21 protein-coding genes, 1 other RNA gene and 1 other annotated feature are annotated in these 21,811 nt (G+C 50.5%); of the genes, 1 reads left to right on the top strand and 21 read right to left on the bottom strand.

Annotated elements, in window-relative coordinates:
- Positions 1–486 precede the first annotated feature (486 nt).
- The 7 genes from Pmgp_RS16555 to Pmgp_RS16525 all read right to left on the bottom strand — a co-directional run bounded on the left by Pmgp_RS16555 (position 487) and on the right by Pmgp_RS16525 (position 6,595).
- Complete coding sequence (locus Pmgp_RS16555) at positions 487–1,725, bottom strand: peptidase U32 family protein (protein WP_134215357.1); 1,239 nt, start codon at positions 1,723–1,725, stop codon at positions 487–489.
- Positions 1,688–2,758, bottom strand: a complete 1,071-nt coding sequence (gene mltG, locus Pmgp_RS16550; protein WP_134215355.1) for an endolytic transglycosylase MltG — start codon at positions 2,756–2,758, stop codon at positions 1,688–1,690. The genes Pmgp_RS16555 and mltG overlap by 38 nt, the downstream gene beginning before the upstream one ends.
- Before the next feature lie 152 nt (positions 2,759–2,910).
- Positions 2,911–4,464: a VanW family protein gene (locus Pmgp_RS16545; protein WP_134215353.1), complete on the bottom strand. Its 1,554-nt coding sequence runs from the start codon at positions 4,462–4,464 to the stop codon at positions 2,911–2,913.
- A gap of 73 nt (positions 4,465–4,537) precedes the next feature.
- Entirely contained in the window at positions 4,538–4,801 is a 264-nt protein-coding gene (locus tag Pmgp_RS16540; protein WP_134215351.1) for a DUF1292 domain-containing protein, read from the bottom strand.
- A 104-nt stretch (positions 4,802–4,905) separates the two neighbouring features.
- Positions 4,906–5,352, bottom strand: a complete 447-nt coding sequence (gene ruvX, locus Pmgp_RS16535) for a Holliday junction resolvase RuvX (protein WP_134215349.1) — start codon at positions 5,350–5,352, stop codon at positions 4,906–4,908.
- Between the two features lie 2 nt (positions 5,353–5,354).
- Positions 5,355–6,302, bottom strand: coding sequence for an aldo/keto reductase (locus tag Pmgp_RS16530; protein WP_134215347.1), 948 nt, complete (start codon positions 6,300–6,302; stop codon positions 5,355–5,357).
- A 17-nt stretch (positions 6,303–6,319) separates the two neighbouring features.
- The gene (locus Pmgp_RS16525; RefSeq protein WP_134215345.1) at positions 6,320–6,595 is read right to left on the bottom strand and encodes an IreB family regulatory phosphoprotein; all 276 of its coding nucleotides are present in this window, start codon (positions 6,593–6,595) and stop codon (positions 6,320–6,322) included.
- A gap of 160 nt (positions 6,596–6,755) precedes the next feature.
- On the opposite strand from Pmgp_RS16525, the gene Pmgp_RS16520 reads away from it, so the two are divergent.
- Positions 6,756–7,223, top strand: coding sequence for an N-acetyltransferase (locus Pmgp_RS16520; protein WP_134215343.1), 468 nt, complete (start codon positions 6,756–6,758; stop codon positions 7,221–7,223).
- Positions 7,224–7,277: 54 nt separating this feature from the next.
- Here the strand turns inward: Pmgp_RS16520 and alaS are convergent, their stop codons facing one another.
- From alaS to Pmgp_RS16455, 14 genes are all read right to left on the bottom strand, one after another.
- On the bottom strand, positions 7,278–9,917 hold the full coding sequence (gene alaS / locus Pmgp_RS16515; RefSeq protein ID WP_134215341.1) for an alanine--tRNA ligase: 2,640 nt from the start codon (positions 9,915–9,917) through the stop codon (positions 7,278–7,280).
- Positions 9,918–10,071: 154 nt separating this feature from the next.
- Positions 10,072–11,106 carry an AI-2E family transporter gene (locus Pmgp_RS16510; protein ID WP_134215339.1) on the bottom strand — a complete coding sequence of 345 codons (1,035 nt, stop codon included), beginning with the start codon at positions 11,104–11,106 and terminating at the stop codon, positions 10,072–10,074.
- A gap of 58 nt (positions 11,107–11,164) precedes the next feature.
- Positions 11,165–11,344, bottom strand: coding sequence for a hypothetical protein (locus Pmgp_RS16505; RefSeq protein ID WP_134215337.1), 180 nt, complete (start codon positions 11,342–11,344; stop codon positions 11,165–11,167).
- 22 nt (positions 11,345–11,366) lie between these two features.
- The gene (locus Pmgp_RS19850) at positions 11,367–11,540 is read right to left on the bottom strand and encodes a hypothetical protein (protein ID WP_192902981.1); all 174 of its coding nucleotides are present in this window, start codon (positions 11,538–11,540) and stop codon (positions 11,367–11,369) included.
- Between the two features lie 184 nt (positions 11,541–11,724).
- Positions 11,725–12,813, bottom strand: coding sequence for a tRNA 2-thiouridine(34) synthase MnmA (mnmA, locus tag Pmgp_RS16500; protein ID WP_134215335.1), 1,089 nt, complete (start codon positions 12,811–12,813; stop codon positions 11,725–11,727).
- Between the two features lie 3 nt (positions 12,814–12,816).
- Positions 12,817–13,188, bottom strand: coding sequence for a Fe-S cluster assembly scaffold protein NifU (gene nifU / locus Pmgp_RS16495; protein WP_134215333.1), 372 nt, complete (start codon positions 13,186–13,188; stop codon positions 12,817–12,819).
- A gap of 29 nt (positions 13,189–13,217) precedes the next feature.
- Positions 13,218–13,667 (bottom strand): RrF2 family transcriptional regulator, encoded by a 450-nt coding sequence (locus Pmgp_RS16490; RefSeq protein ID WP_134215331.1) that lies wholly within the window; start codon positions 13,665–13,667, stop codon positions 13,218–13,220.
- A 99-nt stretch (positions 13,668–13,766) separates the two neighbouring features.
- Positions 13,767–14,921 carry a cysteine desulfurase NifS gene (gene nifS, locus Pmgp_RS16485; RefSeq protein ID WP_134215329.1) on the bottom strand — a complete coding sequence of 385 codons (1,155 nt, stop codon included), beginning with the start codon at positions 14,919–14,921 and terminating at the stop codon, positions 13,767–13,769.
- A 620-nt stretch (positions 14,922–15,541) separates the two neighbouring features.
- Complete coding sequence (locus tag Pmgp_RS16480; protein ID WP_134215327.1) at positions 15,542–16,858, bottom strand: replication-associated recombination protein A; 1,317 nt, start codon at positions 16,856–16,858, stop codon at positions 15,542–15,544.
- A gap of 107 nt (positions 16,859–16,965) precedes the next feature.
- Positions 16,966–17,295, bottom strand: a complete 330-nt coding sequence (trxA, locus tag Pmgp_RS16475; RefSeq protein WP_134215325.1) for a thioredoxin — start codon at positions 17,293–17,295, stop codon at positions 16,966–16,968.
- A gap of 217 nt (positions 17,296–17,512) precedes the next feature.
- Positions 17,513–17,694, bottom strand: a non-coding RNA gene (gene ssrS, locus Pmgp_RS16470) — 6S RNA.
- Between the two features lie 76 nt (positions 17,695–17,770).
- Positions 17,771–19,546: an aspartate--tRNA ligase gene (aspS, locus tag Pmgp_RS16465; RefSeq protein ID WP_427910049.1), complete on the bottom strand. Its 1,776-nt coding sequence runs from the start codon at positions 19,544–19,546 to the stop codon at positions 17,771–17,773.
- A 120-nt stretch (positions 19,547–19,666) separates the two neighbouring features.
- Entirely contained in the window at positions 19,667–20,947 is a 1,281-nt protein-coding gene (hisS, locus tag Pmgp_RS16460; RefSeq protein ID WP_134215321.1) for a histidine--tRNA ligase, read from the bottom strand.
- Positions 20,948–20,998: 51 nt separating this feature from the next.
- Positions 20,999–21,227, bottom strand: a binding site (T-box leader).
- 318 nt (positions 21,228–21,545) lie between these two features.
- Positions 21,546–21,811, bottom strand: a 266-nt coding sequence (locus Pmgp_RS16455; protein WP_205078070.1) for a hypothetical protein, incomplete at its 5' end; no start/stop codon positions are given.

The following is a 21,811-nucleotide window of genomic DNA, read 5'->3' as shown; positions in this document are numbered from 1 at the left end:
TAAACCCAGATAATATCAAGCAAATTTAAACATTTTAAGTGAAATATTCGGGACTACATTTTTAAACTTGAGACCTTGTAAGCCTTGACATTACTGGGTTTGGAAATTTATGTCGCCAAACTTGGGTGATAAAATTTTTCATCCTCGTGCAGGCGACTTAGGTTGTCGACCAAAGGGATTAGGACAGAGGTCAGGGGACACACCTCTGTCTCTAGCCTCTGTCTCTAGCCTTTCTCTATGGAGAGGTATGTCCCCAACATATATTTATATTATGTATTTCCCATGAAAAGTTGTAGTATTTAAATTTTTGATATACGTTAGCTCAGTTAGTAGATAAAACAACCAGACAGGATTTACAGGATTTTAAAAGATTAACTGGATTATAAATAATTTTACAAGACAATATTTTAAAAAATCCTGTAAATCCTTTTAATCCCGTAAATCCTGTCAATTTGTTTTATTGTTGTTAAATAAAAGAAATTCATACTAAATTCTTCTTAAAATGGCGTACTCCGGCACAGCCCGGTCAAACGGCACCCGTACCAACTGCTGGGGATGAGGCGCCGCCGCCACGGAGCAGCCTTCTTGATCTATTATTTCAATAATTTTTTGGCTAAAATTATTTCCGCCGGGCACCAGCACTTCCACCTCGTCCCCCAGGGCAAACCGGTTGCGCTGCTCGACCAGCGCCAGACCTGACGTATGGTCGTAATCTCTTACCAAACCGACAAAAACACGGCTCCGCTTATAAATCTCACCCTCGTAATGCTGGCCGGATACGCCGGGGCTGCCGGACAAAAACCCGGTAGTGTAACTGCGGTGGCTGACCTTGCTGATTTCTTCCCACCAGGCCGGATTAAAAGTATAGTTTTCCGGGTCAGCCAGGTAAGCGTCCAGCGCTTCACGGTACACCTTTACCACACCTGCCACGTAGTTGACACTCTTCATACGCCCTTCAATTTTAAAGCTGTTGATACCGGCCTTTACCAGTTGGGGAATGTGCTCGATCAGGCAGAGGTCCCGGGAACCCAGGATATAGCTGCCCCGATCATCTTCTTCTATGCCAAAGTACTCACCGGGCCTTTTTTCTTCAACCAGGGCGTACCGCCAGCGGCAGGACTGCGCGCAGTCACCCCGGTTGGCGTCGCGCCCGGTAAGGTAATTGCTTAAAAGGCACCTGCCGGAATAAGAGATACACATTGCCCCGTGCACAAAGATCTCCAGCTCCAGCTGCACTTTGTCCCGTATTTGTCCGATTTCAGGCAGAGAAAGCTCGCGCGCCAGTACGATCCGCTTTACCCCCAGCCTTTCCCAGAAGCTGGCCGCGGCCCAGTTGGTGGTATTGGCCTGAGTGCTGAGGTGTATCGGCAAACCCGGGTGCAGGCGCCTGATCAGGTCAATCACACCCGGGTCGGAAACAATTACAGCATCAGCGCCGGCGGCGCGGATTGTTTCCAGGTAAGCGGGCAAAACTTCCAAATCACTGTTGTGGGCAAAAATGTTCACTGTGACATACACCTGAACACCCTTACCATGCGCAAACCGCACACCCTCGATTAATTCTTCCTCGCTGAAATTCCCTGCCCCCGCCCTCAGTCCAAAATGCCGCCCACCCAGGTAGACGGCATCTGCGCCGTATAGCACGGCAGCTTTTAGCTTTTCCAGATCACCAGCGGGGGCCAGAAGTTCAATCTTCACTCTCGTACATCTCCTGGTTAGCTTCATGTTCAGCCAGAGTGGCGGCAAACGCGTGCGATCCATCCGGTTTGGCCACGTAATAAAGATATTCTGTGTGCGCCGGGCGTACCGCGGCCAGCAAAGAGTTTCTGCCCGGCATGGCAATCGGTCCCGGGGGCAGTCCCATAATCCGGTACGTGTTATAAGGCGAGTCAATTTCCAGGTCCTTATAATATAGTTTAGGTTTATACGTCCCCAGGGCGTACTCCACTGTCGCGCATAACTGCAGCTGTATCTGCCTGTTCAGCCGGTTGTAGATAACACCCGCTATCAAAGGCCTTTCCTCATCAATCCTGGCCTCACGTTCAATCAGCGAGGCCACCGTTACCGCCTCGTGCAGGGAGACATGGCCGGCCTTGGCCTGGTTAAGGTAATCCAGATCTTTCATTTCTTTTTCAAAACGCTGCAGCATCATTTCAATAATTGATTTTTCGCTGCTCCCTCTCATCACCTGGTACGTGTCCGGAAAAAGATAGCCTTCCAGGCGTTTATCACCTTTCGGCAGGCTTTGGATAAAATCATAGGGAAAATCCTCATTGGCGACTGCCGCAAAAAACTTATCCCTGTCCACCAGCCCCTTGGATACTAAAAGATCGGCAACCTGAGCAGTGGTAAATCCCTCAGGCACAGTAAATTCATGTGCCGCGTACCGGCCGTCCACCAGCTCTTTAAGCACTTCAGGCGTGGAAAGGCTGTTGCTGATTCTGTATTCTCCCGCCTTGATCAGGCTGTCCATACCGGTCCACCTGGCGTAAAGGCTAAATATTAAGGAACTCCGCACCAGTTCGCTTTGTTTTAAGATTCTCCCTACCTGGTTCGCGGAAGCCTGCACAGGAACGGTAACAACCACATCCCTGGCCCGGCTTTTAGAAGAGACGGGTGAGAGTATGATAAAAATGCAAAGTAATATAAAACAACAGATACTAAATAGTATTGTGAGATAGTACCTGTAGCGTTTCAATAATCTTAACAATTTATTCCTCTTTGTGCCTGACGCAGCGCTATCAAGATTAAATAGCATTATACACCCCACCTGCCACCGCATTACATATTATAACACCGTTCTTCACATTGACACAAGAAAATGGAAATGCGTGAGTGGACGCAAATAAAAGAGAGGCAAATATTAAGCATGCCCCTCGTTTTTGTTGATTGGATTGTTTATTCAACCTCTTAACCCGGCACCCTGACCGGTGAATTGTTTACAGGAATATTATCTCCGAGGGAGGGATTGCCGCCCTGAACAGTCAGATTGGCCGTCCCCGCTCCGCTTCCGGCGGCAGGCGTCCCGCCGCCTGTAGTGACGCCGCCTGTTGGCTGGCCGTTTGTTTTCTGGCCGCCCTGGGTTGTTGGTTTAGAAGGCGCAACCTTGGCGGAAGGCTCCATCGTTCCTACGGCTATTACCTTGTTTTTGGGGCTGTAGTCACTGTAAGGCAATACTTCTCTCTTTTCCTGAACTCCGTTAACTGAAACGATTCGCTCTGCGTAGGCTTTGAACCCGCTGGCGCCCTCCTGTTTAACAACCTGCTCGCCCTTGGGCAGATTCGGGTCTGTTTCATACACCACCTGGCAGCCAATTTCCTCTGTAACCCATGAATTAATACGAACATCTTTTTTATAGGTTGTGTCGCCAAATATCTTAAAGGTAATCGAACCGCCGCCCACATATGATTTGATGTACAGATAATTATTAGTATCATTCCGGAATTTTAAATCAAGGGAATTATCCACCACCGTCGCATCACGCCCGATAGGGACGTAACTTACGGGCAGCGAATGGTTGGAGCGTTCGACAATCTCAAGATTGGCCAGCAGCACACTGTTGTAAAGGGTTGTTGAAACCTGGCAAACTCCCCCGCCGATCCCGTCCACCAGTTCATTGTTGACTATAACCGGCGCGATTTTATAACCGGCTTCCGAACTGCGGGGTCCTACGATATCATTGAAAGAAACAACCTGCCCCGGCAGTACCAGCAGATCATCCAGCGCCTTCGCCGCCACACTGATGTTATAAGAGCGGCTTACCATACCAGCGTTGAAGTAAGTGGTATAGGCTCCTAAAAGGCCGTTTACACCCATGGCCTCCAGAGCGGCAGTTGTCCGGAGGGGCGCTGTCGTCACCAGGGTGAGTTCCACCTCCGGCTTCGCACCTTCCAGAAGCACCGAGGCAATATCCTTTTTCAGCGCTTCCAGATCCACACTTGTCCCGTCTTTACCGGGTACAACGGTAACCCTGTCCGACGCATCAATTTTAAATGAAGCTTCAACCGGCTCAACTGTTATTTCACGGGTTAGCTCACTGACCCGCGCGGCGAGTTTTTCCTCATCAAACTGAAAAATTAGCTGCAGCGGCCGGCCGGTCTTGCCGATCTGTTTCCTGTCCTGCCAGCGCTGGATCAAAGAGCCCTGCCTTCCCGCGTTAAGTGCCTCCGTCATAATCGAGTCCAGGTTCAAATCAAAACCGACCTCATTTAGCAGCAGCGGCCAGCTCCGGCCCTGGTAATTTAAAACAACCCTGGTCGCCCGGATGGTTTGCTCCAAATCAGCCAGCTTTGCTATACCTTCCTGCCTGTTCAGCCCGCCCAGGTCGGTCCCCATTATTTCTACACCGGGCAGTACTTTCTCCGCGGAAGTGGTAAAAAACCCCGAACTGAATAATACCAGCGGCACGGCAATAACAATAATCGCCAAGCATATTTTTATGATGCGGGAGGTTTTAACTGACATTTAAAACACCCTCTTAAACGTTAAAAAAGCCGGATAGTAGGGAATCCCACAACCAGCTTAAGTTGAGCGAGAATTATTCAACCTCTTCCCCGGCAATCATTTCCTCCCAGGCGTCTGAAACCTTTTCCCATTCCTCGTCATCTTCTATGTCTACCAGAAGCTCATTTCCTTCTTCGTCTTGCGTAAATTTAAGAATAATAGCCTCATTGCTTTCTTCATCAACAGGGAGCAGTATAGCATATTCGGAACCGTCCACCTCTATGATATCGATGACAGTAAAGTCATGCTCCTCTCCTTCTTCATCCACCAGAGTTACAACCTCTTCGGCTTCTGTCAAAACATTCACCTCTTTAAAGTTTATTGAACAATTCTATCTAAAAAAAACTTTCCTGTCAAGATTTCTCTCTTAATCATTTAATTTAGGTTCTTAACTTGCATTTTTTACGCCTCAACACCACCGCCATCCTTTTTATTACCCCCCTGCGCATCAAGGTAATTCTGCAGGATCAGCGCCGCTGCTATTTTATCAATTACCTGGCGGCGTTTAGTCCTGCGCAGGTCAGCATTAATTAACATTTTCTCCGCCGCTACAGTGGTCAGCCGCTCATCCCACATTTCCACAGGCAGGCTGAAAGATTTCTCCAGCCGGCGGGCAAACTCGCGCGCTTTTTCAGCACGGGCGCCGCTGCTGCCATCCATATTACGGGGCAGGCCCACGATAATTTTTTCAGCCTTATTTTGCAGCGCCAGTTCCTGTATTCTTCTTAAGTCCTCATCCGTCCTGCCGCTGCACTTGACAACATCCAGGCCCTGGGCGGTCCATCCCATCTCGTCGCTCAGAGCCACACCTATTCTCTTGTCTCCCAAATCGATTCCCAATACCCGCATGGTCAGATCACCTTTATACAAAAATCCGGGCAGACAGAGCCACAGTACCCGCACAGGACACAAAGACTCTGATCTGCCGCAGCCTTGCCTCCGGTTAAACTTAAAGCCCCCGACGCACACCTCTGCACGCATTGCCCGCAGCCGGCGCACCAGTCTTCAATATGAAGGCGCCTGGGCTGGCGCCTTACTGTTGATTTGAGCAAATCAGATACCTGCCGCCCGCTGAAAAACCGTGTGTTATACTCCACTTCCTGGATGGTACTCATCCCTACGGCAACGGAGGTTATCTCAGGTATGGACAAAACATAACGCAGGGCTTCTTCCGCGTTCTTTAGCAAATTGCCGCCGCCCAGGGCTTTCATGGCATATATCCCTTTACCGGCCGCAGAGGCGGTACTGATGGCCGCGAGCATATCCTCCCTTGTCCCGCCCCTGATACCAATACCGGCTATATTGATCAGCGGGTGAATAACATCTATTTCAGGAATGGCGGCAGCTGCCAGCACTCCTCCCACGTGGTGGGTGGAGATACCCACCGCTCTGACCACACCCCTCCGCTTAGCCTCTAAAAGGTATTCAAAAGCCTCCCAGTGGCCCTTAAGAGTGAGTATTGATTCTTGTTCATGGAGCATAAAAATATCTATATAATCCCTGTCAAGCTCTGCCAGCGCTTGATTTAAACTTTGTTTCATGCCTGCGCGGGTATAGGCGTAGCACTTTGAGCAAATGACAACTTCCTTGCTCAGACCACGGACAGCCTCGCGTATATATGGGTAAGTACGATAGAGTTCCGCCGTGTCGATGAAATTAACACCTGCCTCCAGGGCAGCCCGGATCACTCCTGCTCCTTCTGTTAAAGGCAGTCGGGCCTGGAGCGGGCCGATGGTGAGTGCGCCAAAACAAAGACGGGATACCGCGATTCCGGTTTTCCCAAGCATATTGTACTGCAACTGAGTCTATCCCCCGGCTAAGGCTGTTCTATTTGCTCCTGCTTTAAATAATTCTTGACCAGTTCTTCCAGTAATTCATCCCGCTCCAAACGCCGGATCAGGCTGCGGGCGTTGCCGTGACTGGTGATATAAGCCGGGTCTCCGGACAAAAGATAGCCCACCAGCTGGTTGATCGGGTTATACCCTTTTTCAGTCAGCGCCGCGTAAACCCGATGTAAAATATCCCTGGCCAGATTAACATCCTCGGCCTGAACCTTAAACATCATTGTTTTTTCTGAAAAATCCGAAGACATCCCTATACCCCCTTTTCAATTTTATATTTCTCCCAATACTATATCATTTCCTTCGTTGTTAAAAACAGCCTGAAAAAAGTTTCCCTGAAAATATAGATTGAGAGGTCATCATAAGTAATATATAATGGATTAGTAATCCCAGGGAAAGGTGCTTTAAATCATGAAATACCGGAAAGCTAAAATTACTGATGTTGAACCCATTCACTCTTTAATAACCGATTACGCCGAGAAGGGGTTAATGCTGGCCAGGCCCCGCGCCATGCTTTATGAAAGTCTGCGTGAATTTACTGTGGCGGAGGACCAGGGTCGGGTTGTCGGAGCTGGTTCCCTGCATATCATCTGGGAAGACCTCGCCGAAATCAGAGCTCTGGCTGTCGCGCCGGGCTACGCTAAAATGGGCATAGGCCGCAGCCTGGTGGACATGTTTATCGAAGAAGCGCATGAGCTGGCCATACCCTGTGTTTTTGCCCTTACCTACCAGCAAGGATTCTTCGAAAAATGCGGCTTCAAAGTGGTGGCCAAAGAATCCCTGCCCCAAAAAGTCTGGAAAGAATGTGTTAATTGCCCCAAGTTCCCGAATTGCGAGGAAATCGCCATGATCGCGGCTACCGCGAGCCACCGCCGCTGACAATCCCCGATACTACTATTAAACCCGGTCGGTCACATGCCGGCCGGGTTTATATTAATCTTGTTTGACCTGACCTTCCACCGCCCGGTAAGCCTGGTCAAGCGCTTCCGGCAGCCGCGCGGCGTCCTTGCCGCCGGCCTGAGCCATCTCCGGCCGGCCGCCGCCGCTGCCGCCCACCAGCGCAGCAACTTCCTTCACCAGTTTTCCGGCGTGCAGGCCGCGTCCCAGCAAATCCTTGGTAACGGCAGCCACCAGGTTCACTTTCTCTCCCGCCGCGCTGCCCAGCACGATTACCCCGGAGCTGATTTTATCCCTCAGCAGGTCAACCATCCCTCTCAGGCTGTCCATATCAGGAGCGGCAACCACTCCCGTCAATACTTTTATACCTTTAACCAGTTTGACCCGATCGACCAGGTCCTGCACCTGGTACCTGGCCAGCCTGGCCTGTAGCGTCTCATTTTCGCCCTCTAACTCTTTATTGCTCTGCAGCAGGCTCTCCACCCGGCGGACTACCTCATGCGGCGCCGACTTGACCAGCCTGGCTATCTCTGCCAGCTGCTCTTCTTTGGCATTGACGTAGCGCAGGGCGCCTTCCCCGGTTACCGCCTCCACACGGCGCAAGCCTGCCCCGACGCTGCTTTCCCCCACCAGTTTAAACAGGCCGACCTCGGCTGTGTTGCGCAGGTGGGTACCGCCGCAAAGCTCAAGGCTAAAATCGCCCATTTTGACAACCCTGACTCTTTCCCCGTACTTCTCGCCAAAAAGGGCGGCCGCCCCCAAAGCCTTAGCCTCTGACAGGCTGGTTTCAAAAGCATCGATGGGCATACCGGCCAGTACCGCACTGTTTACCAGTTCCTCCACTTTTCTCAGCTCCGGCTGTTCTATCGCGGCATAATGCGTAAAGTCAAAACGCAGCCGCTCGGGACCGACAAGTGAGCCAGCCTGGTTGACATGGCCGCCCAGTATTTTCTTTAAAGCTTTGTGCAGCAGGTGGGTGGCTGAGTGGTTGCGGCAGGTGGCGGCCCGCCTGGACCGGTCTACTTGTACCTGTACCTGCTGGTGTTCTTTAAGTATCCCGCTTATTACCTTGCCCTTATGCACAAAAAGATTTTCCACGGGCTTGCTTACTTCGTGTATCTCTACGGAAAGATCAGGTGCGGTGACCCTGCCCCAGTCACTGACCTGCCCACCCGACTCGGCATAACAAGGTGTGACATCCAGGATAAACTCCACCTCTTCTCCTGCCGCGGCTGATTTTATTCTTTCCCCGCCGCGCAGGATGCCCTGGACAATTGCTCCGGCTTCCAGTGTATCGTAGCCGACAAAATTACTTTCGCCGATTTCCTCACGCATCTCTTTAAACAGGGTGTTCCGCTCAGATATGTACTCTGTTTCCTGCCTGGCGTTCCTGGCCCGCCGGCGCTGGTTCTCCATAGCCCCGGCAAAACCCCCGGTATCAACTGAAAGGCCCTGCTCCTCCGCCATTTCCCGGGTAAGCTCCAGAGGAAAACCGTAGGTATCATATAGTTTAAAAGCTTCCGCGCCTGAAATAATAGTGCTGCCGCCTGATTTTGCCTCATCCATCAGCCGGTTCAGCATTTCAGTGCCCTGGGAAAGCGTCTCGCCAAAACGCTCCTCCTCGGTGCGGATCACCCTGAGCACATGGTCCTGCCGCTGGGCCAGTTCCGGGTAAGCCTTGCTCATCTGCCGCACCACCGCCCCGGCAACCTTATATAAGAAGAGATCCTGTATGCCCAGCAACCGGCCAAAACGGACGGCCCGCCTGAGCAGGCGGCGGATCACATATCCCCTGCCCTCGTTGGAAGGCAGCGCCCCGTCGGTAATGGCGAAGGTAATGGCCCTGCAGTGGTCGGCAATAACCTTCAGGGCTACGTCTATCTTCTCTTCCAGGCCATATTTCAGGCCGAACAGCCCGGCGGTAAAGTCCATGATTTCCCGCAGCAGGTCAGTATCAAAGTTGGAAGGCACCCCCTGGAGTACCGAAGCTACCCTTTCCAAACCGAACCCTGTGTCAATACCTTTACTGGCCAGGGGTGAGTAGTTACCTTCTTCGTCTTTAAAAAACTGGATAAAAACCAGGTTCCATATTTCCAGGTAGCGATCGCAGTCACACCCCACACCGCACCCTGGTGAACCGCATCCTCTTTCCGGGCCCAGGTCCACATATATCTCAGAACAGGGGCCGCAGGGTCCCACACCGATCTCCCAGAAGTTGGTGTCCTTATCCAGTCTGACAATGCGATCCGCCGGCACACCTACTACCTTATGCCAGATGTCAAAGGCCTCGTCGTCGTCAAGGTAGATGGTTACCCAGAGTTTATCCGCCGGCAATTTAAGGTGCCCGGTTACAAATTCCCAGGCCCAGGGTATGGCGCTTTCTTTGAAATAATCGCCAAACGAGAAGTTGCCAAGCATCTCAAAAAAAGTATGGTGCCGGGCCGTCCTGCCTACCGACTCTATATCCGGGGTGCGGATACACTTTTGACAGGTAGTCACCCTGGTGTATTCAGGTTTGGCCGCGCCTGTAAAAAATGGTTTGAAGGGCACCATCCCCGCCGCCGTCCAGAGGATGCTTGGATCATTTACAGGTATCAGCGAGGCGCTGGGTAATATTTTATGCCCTTTGCTTTCAAAAAACCTCAAATAACTCTCCCTGATCTCATTGCCTGTCATCAAAATGCAAAACCCCAAACTTTTCTATATTTTTTGCGCTCTAATTATACATAATGTACCTATAGAGTGTCAAGGATACCAGTTTATATACAAATTGGATAAGTGATTCGGAAACTATCAATCGGTAAATAAGCATTGCCGACAAATCCTAACGCTAGGCCGCTATTTTTAAGAAAATGAAATTCATGATCACCCTCAGCACGGCTGCCGCCGGCACAGCCAGCAGCATACCCGCCAGCCCGTACAATTCACCTCCCGCCAGCAGGCTGAGAATGACCACCAGTGGATGCAGTCCAACCTTGTCCCCCATTATTTTAGGTGAGATGAAATTCCCCTCAAGTTGATGAATGATCAGAAATACCGCGGCAACTTTTAAGGCCAGCCACTTGGATTTCAAGACGGCCAAACCGACCGCGGGCACCGCTCCTATTACCGGACCAAAATAAGGAATCAGCTCGGCCAGCCCGGAAACAATGCCCAGCATCAGGGGGAAATCGACGCCAAGCAGGACCATGGCAACCACGGTCAGACCTCCCACAACAGCAGCCACCAGGAAGTACCCCTTGACAAAGCTTCCCAGCACCTGGTCTATTTCTTGCAAGAGTCCTTTTAAATCATCCCTCCAGGCCGGCGGCACAGCCGCAAAGGCTTTCTCTTTGATCAGGTCCAGGTCTTTTAAGATATAAAAAGAAAGCACCGGGGCGAGCAGTATTTTAAAGAAATATCTCGCGGCGCCAACTATTGCCGCCAGTGTTTCTCTTACCCAGGACAGGACCATCTCTTCGACCCAGTGAATCCTTTCATCAAGAACCTGCCGCATCCCGTCCGGAATGCCCATGCCGGTATAACGCTGCTGTATAGATTGCACCATGGCGTGGGTCTGCTCGGTATAAACAGGTATGGTTTCCGATAACCTGTTCAGCTGGTCCACAAAACGCGGAATACCGTACATAAGAACGCCCGCCGCTATAAAGAACAGAGCCAGGTAAGCCAGCAGGATCGACCATGCCCTGGGTGTCCCTTTTCTCGTAATAGCGATTACCAGGGGGTTAATCAGGTAGGACAGCAGAGCCGCCAGGGCAAAAGAGAAAAAAAGCCCCCTCACCAGGTAGAGCAAGTATGCCGCAATAACCCCGAGAGCTGTCAAAAACAGCAGGCGCCAGGTTCTCTTTTCCTTCCACCAGAGCAAACAGACCACCTCAAGTAAAAAAGTGAGGAGATTTTACTCTCCCCACTTTTATAAGTTTCTATTTAATCAGGTCATTAACTGTTTTTGATACCCCCCGGAGCACTCTGTGCGCCCGCGAACTAACCTGTTTTACACCCTGATTCATCATATCTTTTCTTCCCCGGCCATGCGCTATCATACTGATAGCCGCCGCTATTATGCCTCCCGTCAGAACGCCCTTCCAAAATCCGGTGCGCATGATCTTCCACCCCCCAGCCTAATTAGAGTAAGAATTCATTTTGCGGGTCTAAAGCAACCAGGCTGCCGTCTTCGGCAACCTCATAAATCTGAACACCTTCCCTGTTGATGCGGTATTCAACACAGCAGTCCCAACAGTAATACTGGTCGATACCCACTTTTCCGGTGGCTTTTCCGCCACAAACCGGGCATTTCAAAATACAAGTCCTCCTAATTCCAGATGAACCGATCTTAATCTTTATTCGCTATTATGTCCAGCCCATTACTAAAAAATGCGTTAACGATAAAGAATACAGAATTCAGGAGTCAGGGCAGAATAATAAAAAGAATTAGTCTTTTATTCTGTCTCCTGAATTCTGAATTCTGTCTTCCTACAGTATTTTAAGGCCCGGTACTCGTGATTGTCGCTCCGCCGACCAGGCAATCGCCCTGGTAGAAAACAACCGCCTGGCCAGGTGTGATCGAACGCTGGGGTTTATGGAAATGAACACTTACGCCGCCGGGCGCCGGTGTGAGGGTGGCAGGAGAGGGAACGCCGTTGTACCTCACCTGTGCTTCAACTTCCAGCGGTCCAGTGAGTTTTTCATAAAGAACTAGATTTAAATCTTCCGCGATAAGCCTGTCTCCCAGAATTGCTTCCTCTGGCCCCAGGGTGATGGCATTGTTTTCCGGATCTATTTTTAATACATACAGCCGTTCCCCAGTGGCTATACCCAGGCCTTTGCGCTGGCCGATGGTATAAAAGGGTATGCCCTTATGTTCCCCGAGAATCTCTCCTTTCATATTGAGAAAAGGACCAGGCTTGATGTCCGTGGTTTTTTTATTTAAGAAATTTCGGTAATCATTGTCCAGCACAAAGCAAATCTCCTGGCTCTCAGCTTTGTCCGCGACCCTCAGTCCAAGGTCCGCGGCCTTTTTACGCACCTGCTCCTTGGTCAGCTCCCCCAGAGGCATCAAAGTATGGGCAATCTGGTGCTGGGTTAGGCCGTAAAGCACGTAGGTCTGGTCTTTTTTACGGTCAGCGGGGCGGCATACGGTATAGCGGCCGTACTGCTCACTGTAGCCCAGTCTGGCATAGTGGCCGGTGGCGATATACGCGGCGTCCAGGCTCAATGCTTTATCCAGCAGAGCCTGAAACTTTATGTACCGGTTACAGGCAATACAGGGGTTGGGCGTGCGCCCGCGCAGGTATTCGGCAGTAAAATAATCAATAACTTTATCCTCAAAGAGGCGGCGAAAATTCAGCACGTAAAAAGGTATGCCGAGCCTGTCGGCCACTCCCCTGGCGTCTTCTACCGCGGCGAGTGAGCAGCATCCGACATAATCGCCGTCAACTTTCGTATGTGCGGTGTCCCATATCTGCATGGTAACACCGATAACGTCATAACCCTGTTCTAATAAAAGAGCGGCGGTGACAGAACTGTCAACCCCGCCGCTCATCGCAACAATAACCTTTATTTTTGCAGCCACGGGTCACGCACCCAATTTCTCCTTGTAATTTTCAATCGCTGCCTGCATTGCTTCCGCTGCCATATTTGAACAGTGCATCTTCTGCGGAGGCAGACCGTCAAGCATCTCCGCCACCGCTTCATCGGTAATTTTTAAAGCCTCTTCAATAGTTTTTCCCTTGGCCATCTCCGTAAGCATACTGCCTGAAGCCACAGCGGCGGCACAACCGAAAGTCTTAAATTTTATATCTTTAATTATGTTGTCCTCAATTTTCAGATAAATCCTGGTAATGTCCCCGCAGGTCGGGTTGCCAATCTCCGCAACACCGTTAGCGTCAGTGAGTTCCCCTACATTCCTGGGGTTGGCAAAGTGATCCAATACCTTATCCGTATACATTATTAACAGTCCTCCCCTGTTCAATACTCTTATTCCGGCAACTTACCTTTACATATATAGGAACCTTCTTCGGCTTCCCTGCAAAGGTCGGCCAAACTGATGGCATCCATCACCGCGGCTATACCGTCACGCACCCTGGCCCAAACCGTCCGCGTTATACAATTATCAGCTTCATCACAGGCCCCGGGGTTTTCTTCACTGACACAGTACACCGGAGCAATTGGCCCTTCCAGAGCCCTGATTACATCACCCACATTTATTTTAGAAGGCTCCCGCGCCAGGACATAACCACCCTGAGCGCCGCGTACTCCATTGACGAGGCCTGCTTTCCGCAACATGGCGATTAGCTGCTCAAGATAATGTTCTGAAAGATTTTGTCGCTGGGCTACGGCCTTTAAAGGTATCGGGCTTGAACCGTAATTCTGGGCCAAATCGAACATTGCTTTTAAACCATAATGCCCTCTAGTGGAAAGCCGCAAAAAACCACACCCTTTAAAACAAATAAATTCAGCTTAACTTACTGTTTGACAAGGAAATCTTAGCATGCTGCTCGGATTATGTCAATTTAAAACCTTCACTCAGCAAAGAGGAGACATAGCTCTCAATTGTTCTACGATAGGGGGCATCATACTGAGAAACGCGTCCACATCCTCCTCCGTGTTGCTCCTGCCTAAAGTCAGGCGTAGTGACCCGTGCGCTATCTCATGCGGTATGCCCATAGCCAAGAGCACATGTGACGGGTTCAGGGAACCGGATGTACAGGCCGAACCGCTGGAAGCCGCTACACCCTGCATATCGAGTCGTAAAAGCATAGACTCTCCTTCTATAAATTCAAAGATCAGATTGACATGATTGGGCAGGCGCATGGTTGGATGCCCGGCAAGCCTGACATGGCTGATTGTATCTAAAATCCCTTTGATCAGTTTGTCGCGCAGGAAAGTTAAACGCTTATTTTCCTCCTCCATGTCTTTAACGGCAAGTTCTACAGCCTTGCCCAGGGCCGCTATGCCCGGTACATTTTCGGTCCCGGGCCGGCGCTTCCTTTCCTGACCGCCGCCAAAATTCAAGGGCCGCCACCTAATGCCCCTCCTTATGTAGAGAGCGCCCACCCCTTTCGGCGCGTAAATCTTATGACCCGAAACAGACAAAAGGTCCACTAAAAGTTCATTTACGTTAACCGGTATTTTACCCATGCTCTGCACAGCGTCAGTATGAAAAAGCACTCCTCTTTCCCTGGCAATTGCTCCTATTTCGGATATGGGCTGAATCGTACCGACTTCGTTATTGGCATGCATAATGGTAATTAATGTGGTGTTTTCTTTTATGGCCTTGGCCAAATCCTGCGGGCTGACCATCCCGTAACCGTCCACGGGCAGAATGGTAAGTTCGAAGCCCTCTTTCTCCAGGGCTTTGCAGGTATCCAGAACCGCGTGGTGCTCCACAGCGGAAGTAATGATATGGTTGCCATTTTTCCGGTTGGCGTAGGCGACTCCCCTGATTGCCATGAAGTCAGATTCAGTGCCGCCGCTTGTAAAAACAACCTCTTCCGGATTAGCCCCAATGCCTTGCGCCACTTTGCTTCTGGCCGCTTCAACCGCTTTTCTGGCCTCGCGGCCGAAGGAATGGATACTGGAAGGGTTGCCGAATATTTCTGATACATAACGGAACATCTCTTCAGCCACATCCGGGTGAACCGGTGTCGTGGCGCTGTGATCAAAATAAATCTTACGCATCCCAATCCTCCCAATTTGCTCTGAGTTTTTTATTCCTAGTAAATTTGTCGGATATCATGGAGACATATTAGCATACCTCTCTGAGAAAGTCAACGCCGGCTTTGTTAAAAATAAGGAACCTTCCTCCAAAGAGGAAGGTTCCTATGTTAAGAGCCCGTAATGACCTACGCTACAGCCATTACGAATCCCTGCGTAGCCCACGACAATCTTTCGACTGCCATAGACCATTACGGAACCCGTAGTGACCTTTGCTCGACTATCATGGATATCTAGGAAGCTTATAGCAATCTTTCGACTGCTATAAACCTCAGGCTGTGAAAGAATTAGCATCCGACACCCATGATAATCTTAGCTCGACCGATGGATATCCCTTACGACCCCGCATCAATCGTTCGGACTGATGCGAAGCCTGCCGCAACATCCACCAGTCTGCCCGCCGACTAATACCAAGCCGTTGCGACCTGATATTAATCTTTGGCCGACTATTACAGAGCCTTTTGACCCTGTAACAGTCTGGGCTCGGCCATTACGAACCCTTGTGATACTATTGTGCCCGTCTAAACGAATTTAATGCAAAAACATTTAAATAAAATTTAGTAAAAATTTCTATATGATAAATCTTATTTCTGTTTCCTTTTTTCCATACTCTTTTTGATCTCTGCCTCAAAACCATTACCGGCAGGCTCATAAAATGTTTTCCCAGTCATGTTTGCCGGCAGGTACGCTTGCTTTACATAGGCATCCGGGTAATCGTGAGGATATTTGTACCCTTTGCCGGATCCCAGGGCAGAGGAACCTTTATAGCCGGTTCCCCTTAAATGCGCGGGGACCGGTTCGACCCTCTCCGCTTCAACGGCTGCTGTGGCAGCGTTAATACCCTTGAGCACTGCATTGCTTTTAGGCGCCGCGGCAATATACAGGGCGGCTTCAGCAAGTATGAGCCTTGCCTCCGGCAGCCCGACTCTCTCAACAGCCTGCGCCGCCGCGGTCGCCACAACAAGTGCCTGAGGGTCAGCCAGCCCGACATCCTCTGCGGCGTGGATCATAATCCGGCGGCTGATAAACTCCGGATCTTCACCGGCGTAAAGCATTCTGGCCAGCCAGTACAAAGTGGCCTGAGGGTCCGAGCCACGCATACTTTTTATAAACGCGGATATTACATCGTAGTGCTCGTCCGCGCGGTCGTACCGCAAGACACGTTTTTGTATGGCTTCTTCCGCGGCAGCCAGGGTAACACGCCTTACCCCGCCGGCGTCAGGCGGTGTAGTAAGGACAGCCAGTTCCAGCGCGTTTAAAGCTGACCTGGCGTCCCCGTTAGCAATTTCCGCCAGGTGGTCCAGGGCTTCTCCGGCCACTTCCGCCCGGTGCGCGCCCAGTCCTCTCTCTTCATCCGAAAGCGCTCTCAAGAGAATCCTGCGCACTGCCTCGCGGGAAAGAAGCTCAAAGCGGTAGAGCTGCGAGCGGGAAAGAAGGGGACGGTTGACAGCAAACATGGGGTTTTCGGTAGTGGACCCGATCAGGGTAATGAGGCCGTTTTCCACAAAAGGAAGCAGGGCGTCCTGCTGCGCTTTGTTGAAACGGTGAATCTCATCAATAAAGAGAATCGTTTTTTCATTATAAAGGGAACGCCTCTTTTTAGCTTCCTCCACTACCCGCCTGATATCCGCCACCCCGGCCATCACAGCGTTTATGGTTTCAAAGCCGGCTTTCGTCAGGTTGGCGATAATCATTGCCAGGGTAGTTTTTCCGGTTCCCGGCGGCCCGAAAAATATAGCGGACATTAGATTGTCCGCTTCTATAGAACGTCTTAACAGCTTGCCCCTGCCCACAATCCCAAACTGCTCTTCAAATTCATCAAGCGTTCTTGGCCGCATCCGCATAGCCAGAGGAGCGGTCTTGGTCATATTCTTTTCCATGGCCTGCTCAAACAAATTCACCGGTTTTGCCTCCGATTTCAGTCGTCGGTCGTCAGACGTCGGACGTCAGAAAAATGATTTTAATAAATAAAAAAGCACGTTAAAAAAACGTGCAATTTTGAACAATCCTACAAAAGCTTGCTGATAAAACGGCTGAGTTCGTCCTTTGTTTTATAACCTATGGAGCGGTCAACCTCCTGGCCGTTCTTAAACAGGATCAAAGTAGGAATACTGATTACTTTTAAACTGGACGGCACCTCCTGGTTTTCGTCCACGTTTAACTTGCCTACTTTTATTTTCCCCGCGAACTCCGAGGCAATGTCTTCCACCACCGGACCTATCATCTTGCAAGGGCCGCACCAATCAGCCCAAAAATCTACCAGCACAGGGACTGTGGACTCGCTTATCGTTTTTTTAAAATCATCGTCTTTCAACATAGTTATATTTTTACTGGCCATTAAATCTCCCCCTTCTGGTTTAGTCCTGTAAATGTGTATAAGTTATAACTTTAGCCTAGCAGTTTTTTAAAACTAAAGAAAAATAAACTAATACACGAAAATTATAATCCCCAGCAAAACCCTTTGTCAATGTCCGAAGGGAGCATAAAAACCAAAAGGTTTTCAGCGCCGGGCTTAAACCAGCCTAAAACTGAAAACCTGTAGCTCATATCTTACCAAATACCCCACAAATGCCGTGACCCCCAAAAGTTTGAACCTGCTCTCACAGGTGGGTGCCCTCCTGGATGATTTTTGTGTCCTCGACCAAGGAGGCGTGCAAGCCACATCCAGAGCCCGGACTCCCATTTTTAAAGTGTTGGCTCAAAACTTCAAGGTTGACCACGAACACAGCAGGGCGTTATGCTCTTGTTAATTATGTTACCATACCTGCAGTCGATTATCAAGTGCGCACGGGTCAAACCAGCGGCTTCACAACTTAGTTTTTCTTTAAATCAAGTTTAATATGCAGTTCTTTCAGCTGTTCCTGAACAACCAGGTTCGGCGCCTGAGACATCAGGCAGGTAGCGCTCTGCGTTTTAGGGAAGGGGATCACATCCCTGATGGTTTTCTTCCCGGCCAGGAGCATAATCAGCCTGTCAAAACCAAAAGCGATTCCTCCGTGGGGAGGTGTGCCGTATTCAAACGCTTCCAGCATAAAACCAAACTTCTCCGCTGCTTCTGACGGCCCAATGTTAATGGTGGCAAACATTTTCTCCTGGAGGTCCCTGTTGTAAATCCTGATGCTGCCGCCGCCTACCTCCACTCCGTTCAAGACCAGATCATAAGCCTTGGCCCGCACTTCGCCGGGATTGGTATCAAGCAGGGCAATGTCTTCTTCTCTGGGCGAAGTGAAGGGATGGTGCATGGCAACATAACGGCCTTCTTCCTGGTCATAGTCCAGCAGAGGAAAGTCAACAACCCAAACAAAATTGTAAAGTCCTTCAGGTATCAGCCCCAGGCGTTCTCCCAGGTGCTGTCTCAGGGCGCCCAGCGCATTGGCCGCCACATCAGGTTTATCTGCGACAAAAAGAAGCAGGTCGCCAGGCTCCGCTTCCAGCCTTTCAAAGATCAGCTTTAATTCCTCATCGGTGAAAAATTTGGCTATAACCGACTTTACACCGTCCTCCGTCACGACAAAATAAGCCAGTCCTTTGGCCCGGTAGATTGCGGCATAAGCGGTCAGGTCATCGATTTCTTTCCTGCTGAAAGAAGCGCAGCCTTTAGCGTTGATTCCTTTCACCCGCCCGCCGCCGGCCACAACGGATGCGAATACTTTAAAACCACAGCCGGAGGCAATGTCAGAAATATCTTTAAGCTCCAGCCCAAAACGGGTGTCAGGTTTGTCTGAGCCAAAGCGGTCCATGGCCTCTTTATATGAGAGACGCGGGAAGGGCAAAGGTATTTCCAGCCCTGCGGCTTCCCGGCACAGACGCGCAATCATCTCTTCCGACAGGCCAATTATGTCATCAACATCAATGAAAGACATTTCCATATCGATCTGGGTAAACTCGGGCTGGCGGTCCGCCCGCAGGTCTTCATCCCTGAAGCAGTGGACGATTTGGAAATACCTGTCCAGGCCTGCTACCATCAGAATTTGCTTAAAAAGCTGCGGCGACTGCGGCAGAGCATAGAATTTGCCGGGGTTGATCCTGCTTGGCACCAGGTAGTCCCTTGCTCCCTCCGGAGTGCTTTTTTGCAGTATTGGAGTTTCTATTTCTAAAAAGCCGTGCTCATCCAGAAAATCACGCGCCGATTTGGCCGCCTTGTGGCGAAGTATTAAAGCCTCCTGCATCTCCGGCCGCCGCAGGTCAAGGTAACGGTAGCGCAGTCTCAGGTTTTCATCCACATCTATATTATCTTCTATATAAAACGGCGGCGTCTTAGCCCTGTTTAAGACTCTCAACTCATTGGCCAACACCTCTACCTGGCCGGTCGCCAGGTTAGGATTGGCCGTACCCTCGGGACGCTCCCGCACAGCGCCCTGGACAGCCAGGACATACTCGCCCCGGACCCCTTCGGCTTTCTTAAAGGCCTCCTCGTGCTGGTCCGGGCTGAACACCACCTGCACCAGCCCGGCCCTGTCCCTGAGGTCGACAAAAATTAAGCCGCCGTGGTCCCTCCTTGTCTGGACCCAGCCCATTAAAACCACCTGCCGGCCGGCGTCTTCAATTCTCAGGTCACCACAATAATGGCTGCGCTTTAAACCTTGCATAAAGTCAATCAAAATTTTTCCCTCCAAATCCATAACTTGCTTATTGCCGTAGGCTGTAGGTCGTAGGCCGTAGGCTATATCCTGCATTCCTTATAAGACCCTAAAGAAATACATACATACCTACGACTTACGACTTTTTTTCTTCCCACGTCCGGTTAGATATTGGGCTACCTCATCGAGTTTTATGGCTTCCTGAATGCACGCGCCCATATCCCTTACCTGGGCGGTACCGTTGGCCAGTTCTTCCTCACCAAGAATCACTACAAAGCGCACACCTGTTTTCCCTGCATACTTCATCTGCGCTTTCATGCTGCGTCCCATATAATCTTTATCAGCTGAAAGCCCGGACGAACGCAGGCTGAAAAGCAGCTTAAAAGCTTCGGCGTCCGCTCCCTGTCCCGCTGTAACAACAAACACGTCCGGAGGTAATGCGCCCGGTATCTTGATCTCCTGACGTTCCATTGTAAGAATAATCCGCTCAGTCCCCAGGGCAAAACCCACGCCTGGTGTGGGAGGACCGCCGCAGGTTTCGATTAAACCGTTATACCTGCCGCCGCCGCCGATTGAACTCTGGGCGCCGATATCTGGTACCATAATCTCAAAAGCGGTATGAGTGTAATAATCCAGACCCCTCACCAGACGCCTGTCCACAATATATGGCAAATTCAGCAGTTCCAAACCCTTTTTGAATTGTGAAAAATGATCTGAACAATTGGCACACAGGCACTCAATAGTTGTGGGAGCGTTCCTGCCGGCCTCGCTGCAGCGCTCCACCTTGCAGTCCAGAATCCGCAGAGGGTTCTTTTCAAAACGCTCCTGGCAGTCCCTGCAGAGAATGCCTGTTAACGGCTGAAAGTATTTTTTCAATTCCCGCCGCAGCACCGGCCTGCATTCAGGGCAGCCGACGCTGTTGATGTGCAGCTCAAGGTTTTTGAGACCAAGGTCTTTGTAGAAATTCATGGCCATGGCCACAACTTCCGCATCCACGTATGGGTCGTCTGCCCCAAAAACTTCCGCCCCCACCTGGTGGAATTGCCTGAAGCGGCCGGCCTGAGGCCGGTCGTAACGGAACATCGGCCCTATGTAAAAAAGCTTTACAGGCTGTGGACCTGCATATAGCTTGTTTTCCAGGTAGGCTCTTACCGCGGGAGCTGTATTCTCCGGCCTCAATGTGATGCTCCGGCCCCCCCGGTCCACAAAAGTATACATCTCCTTGGAGACAATGTCAGTGGTATCGCCGACCCCGCGTTGAAAAAGCTCAGTATGTTCAAATACCGGCGTCCTGACCTCACCATAACAGTATTCCACACAAACGCGGCGAAACTGGTCTTCGACCCACCGCCACTTTTCCACTTCTCCCGGCAGTATGTCATTAGTGCCGCGCGGCCGCGTGGTAAGCATTAAAATCCCTCCTAAAAATGATGAAAACCGTCCCGGCCATGCCATAGCATTACCAGGGACGGATATCGTGATCCGCGGTGCCACCCTTTTTCGGGAAACATCCCGTTTCCCCTCTTTACCCGTAACGGAGGCTGCCGGGCTAGCCTACTCACACGCCTGTATTTTCGGTAGCCGCTCCCGGGTGTTCTTCAACGCCTGTTTACAAGGAAGGCTTTCAGTCGGCGGCCTTCCCTCCCTGCCGCAAACAATTGCGTTTACTTGTCCCGGTCATCGCTTTTATTGTTAAGAACTTTCCCGTGGCAATGTTGCCACGATCAGTCCCTGACCACCATTTTATGAAAAATATACTTTTTTGTCAATTCGAGATATTGACTGCCAGAGCTGACGCATGAAAATGTTTTTTAAATCTTGCGGGGTCTGGAATTGACGTTTTCGCAACTATTGCCTATTCGGTTATTCCAAAAATCACCGGTTTATCCGTATCAACACATCCTTAACTAAACCGTTTCTGCTCGTTTTAGCATGCCGGACATCTTCAACGGAAAGACGAGTAGCGCCGCGCAACCGCTGCCTAAGCTGTCTGTATCAGTTCAATTCGCTATGCCGCCAGACGGCTTGCTTTCCAATTTTCTTCGTGCACTAGTCGCAATTGACCGGGAGATTCGGTCAGCCGGCGAAGCCGCCCTGTATCCAACTCACTATAGGTCATAGCTTCATAAAACTTCTTGATGAAAGACTGAACCCCGACTGTTTTGACATGTTCCGTCAGGTAAAGCGAATGAAGCGCCATTTCATTTAACATACGGGCGATATGCATGAGGTAATGATACCCCCGCATCGCATTCCAGTCATGTGAAAAAATGT

The sequence above is a fragment of the Pelotomaculum propionicicum genome (assembly GCF_004369225.1).
Classification (GTDB): Bacteria; Bacillota; Desulfotomaculia; order Desulfotomaculales; family Pelotomaculaceae; genus Pelotomaculum_B; species Pelotomaculum_B propionicicum.
Note: the sequence above shows the minus strand (reverse complement) of the source record. Positions and strands in the feature narration are given on the sequence as shown.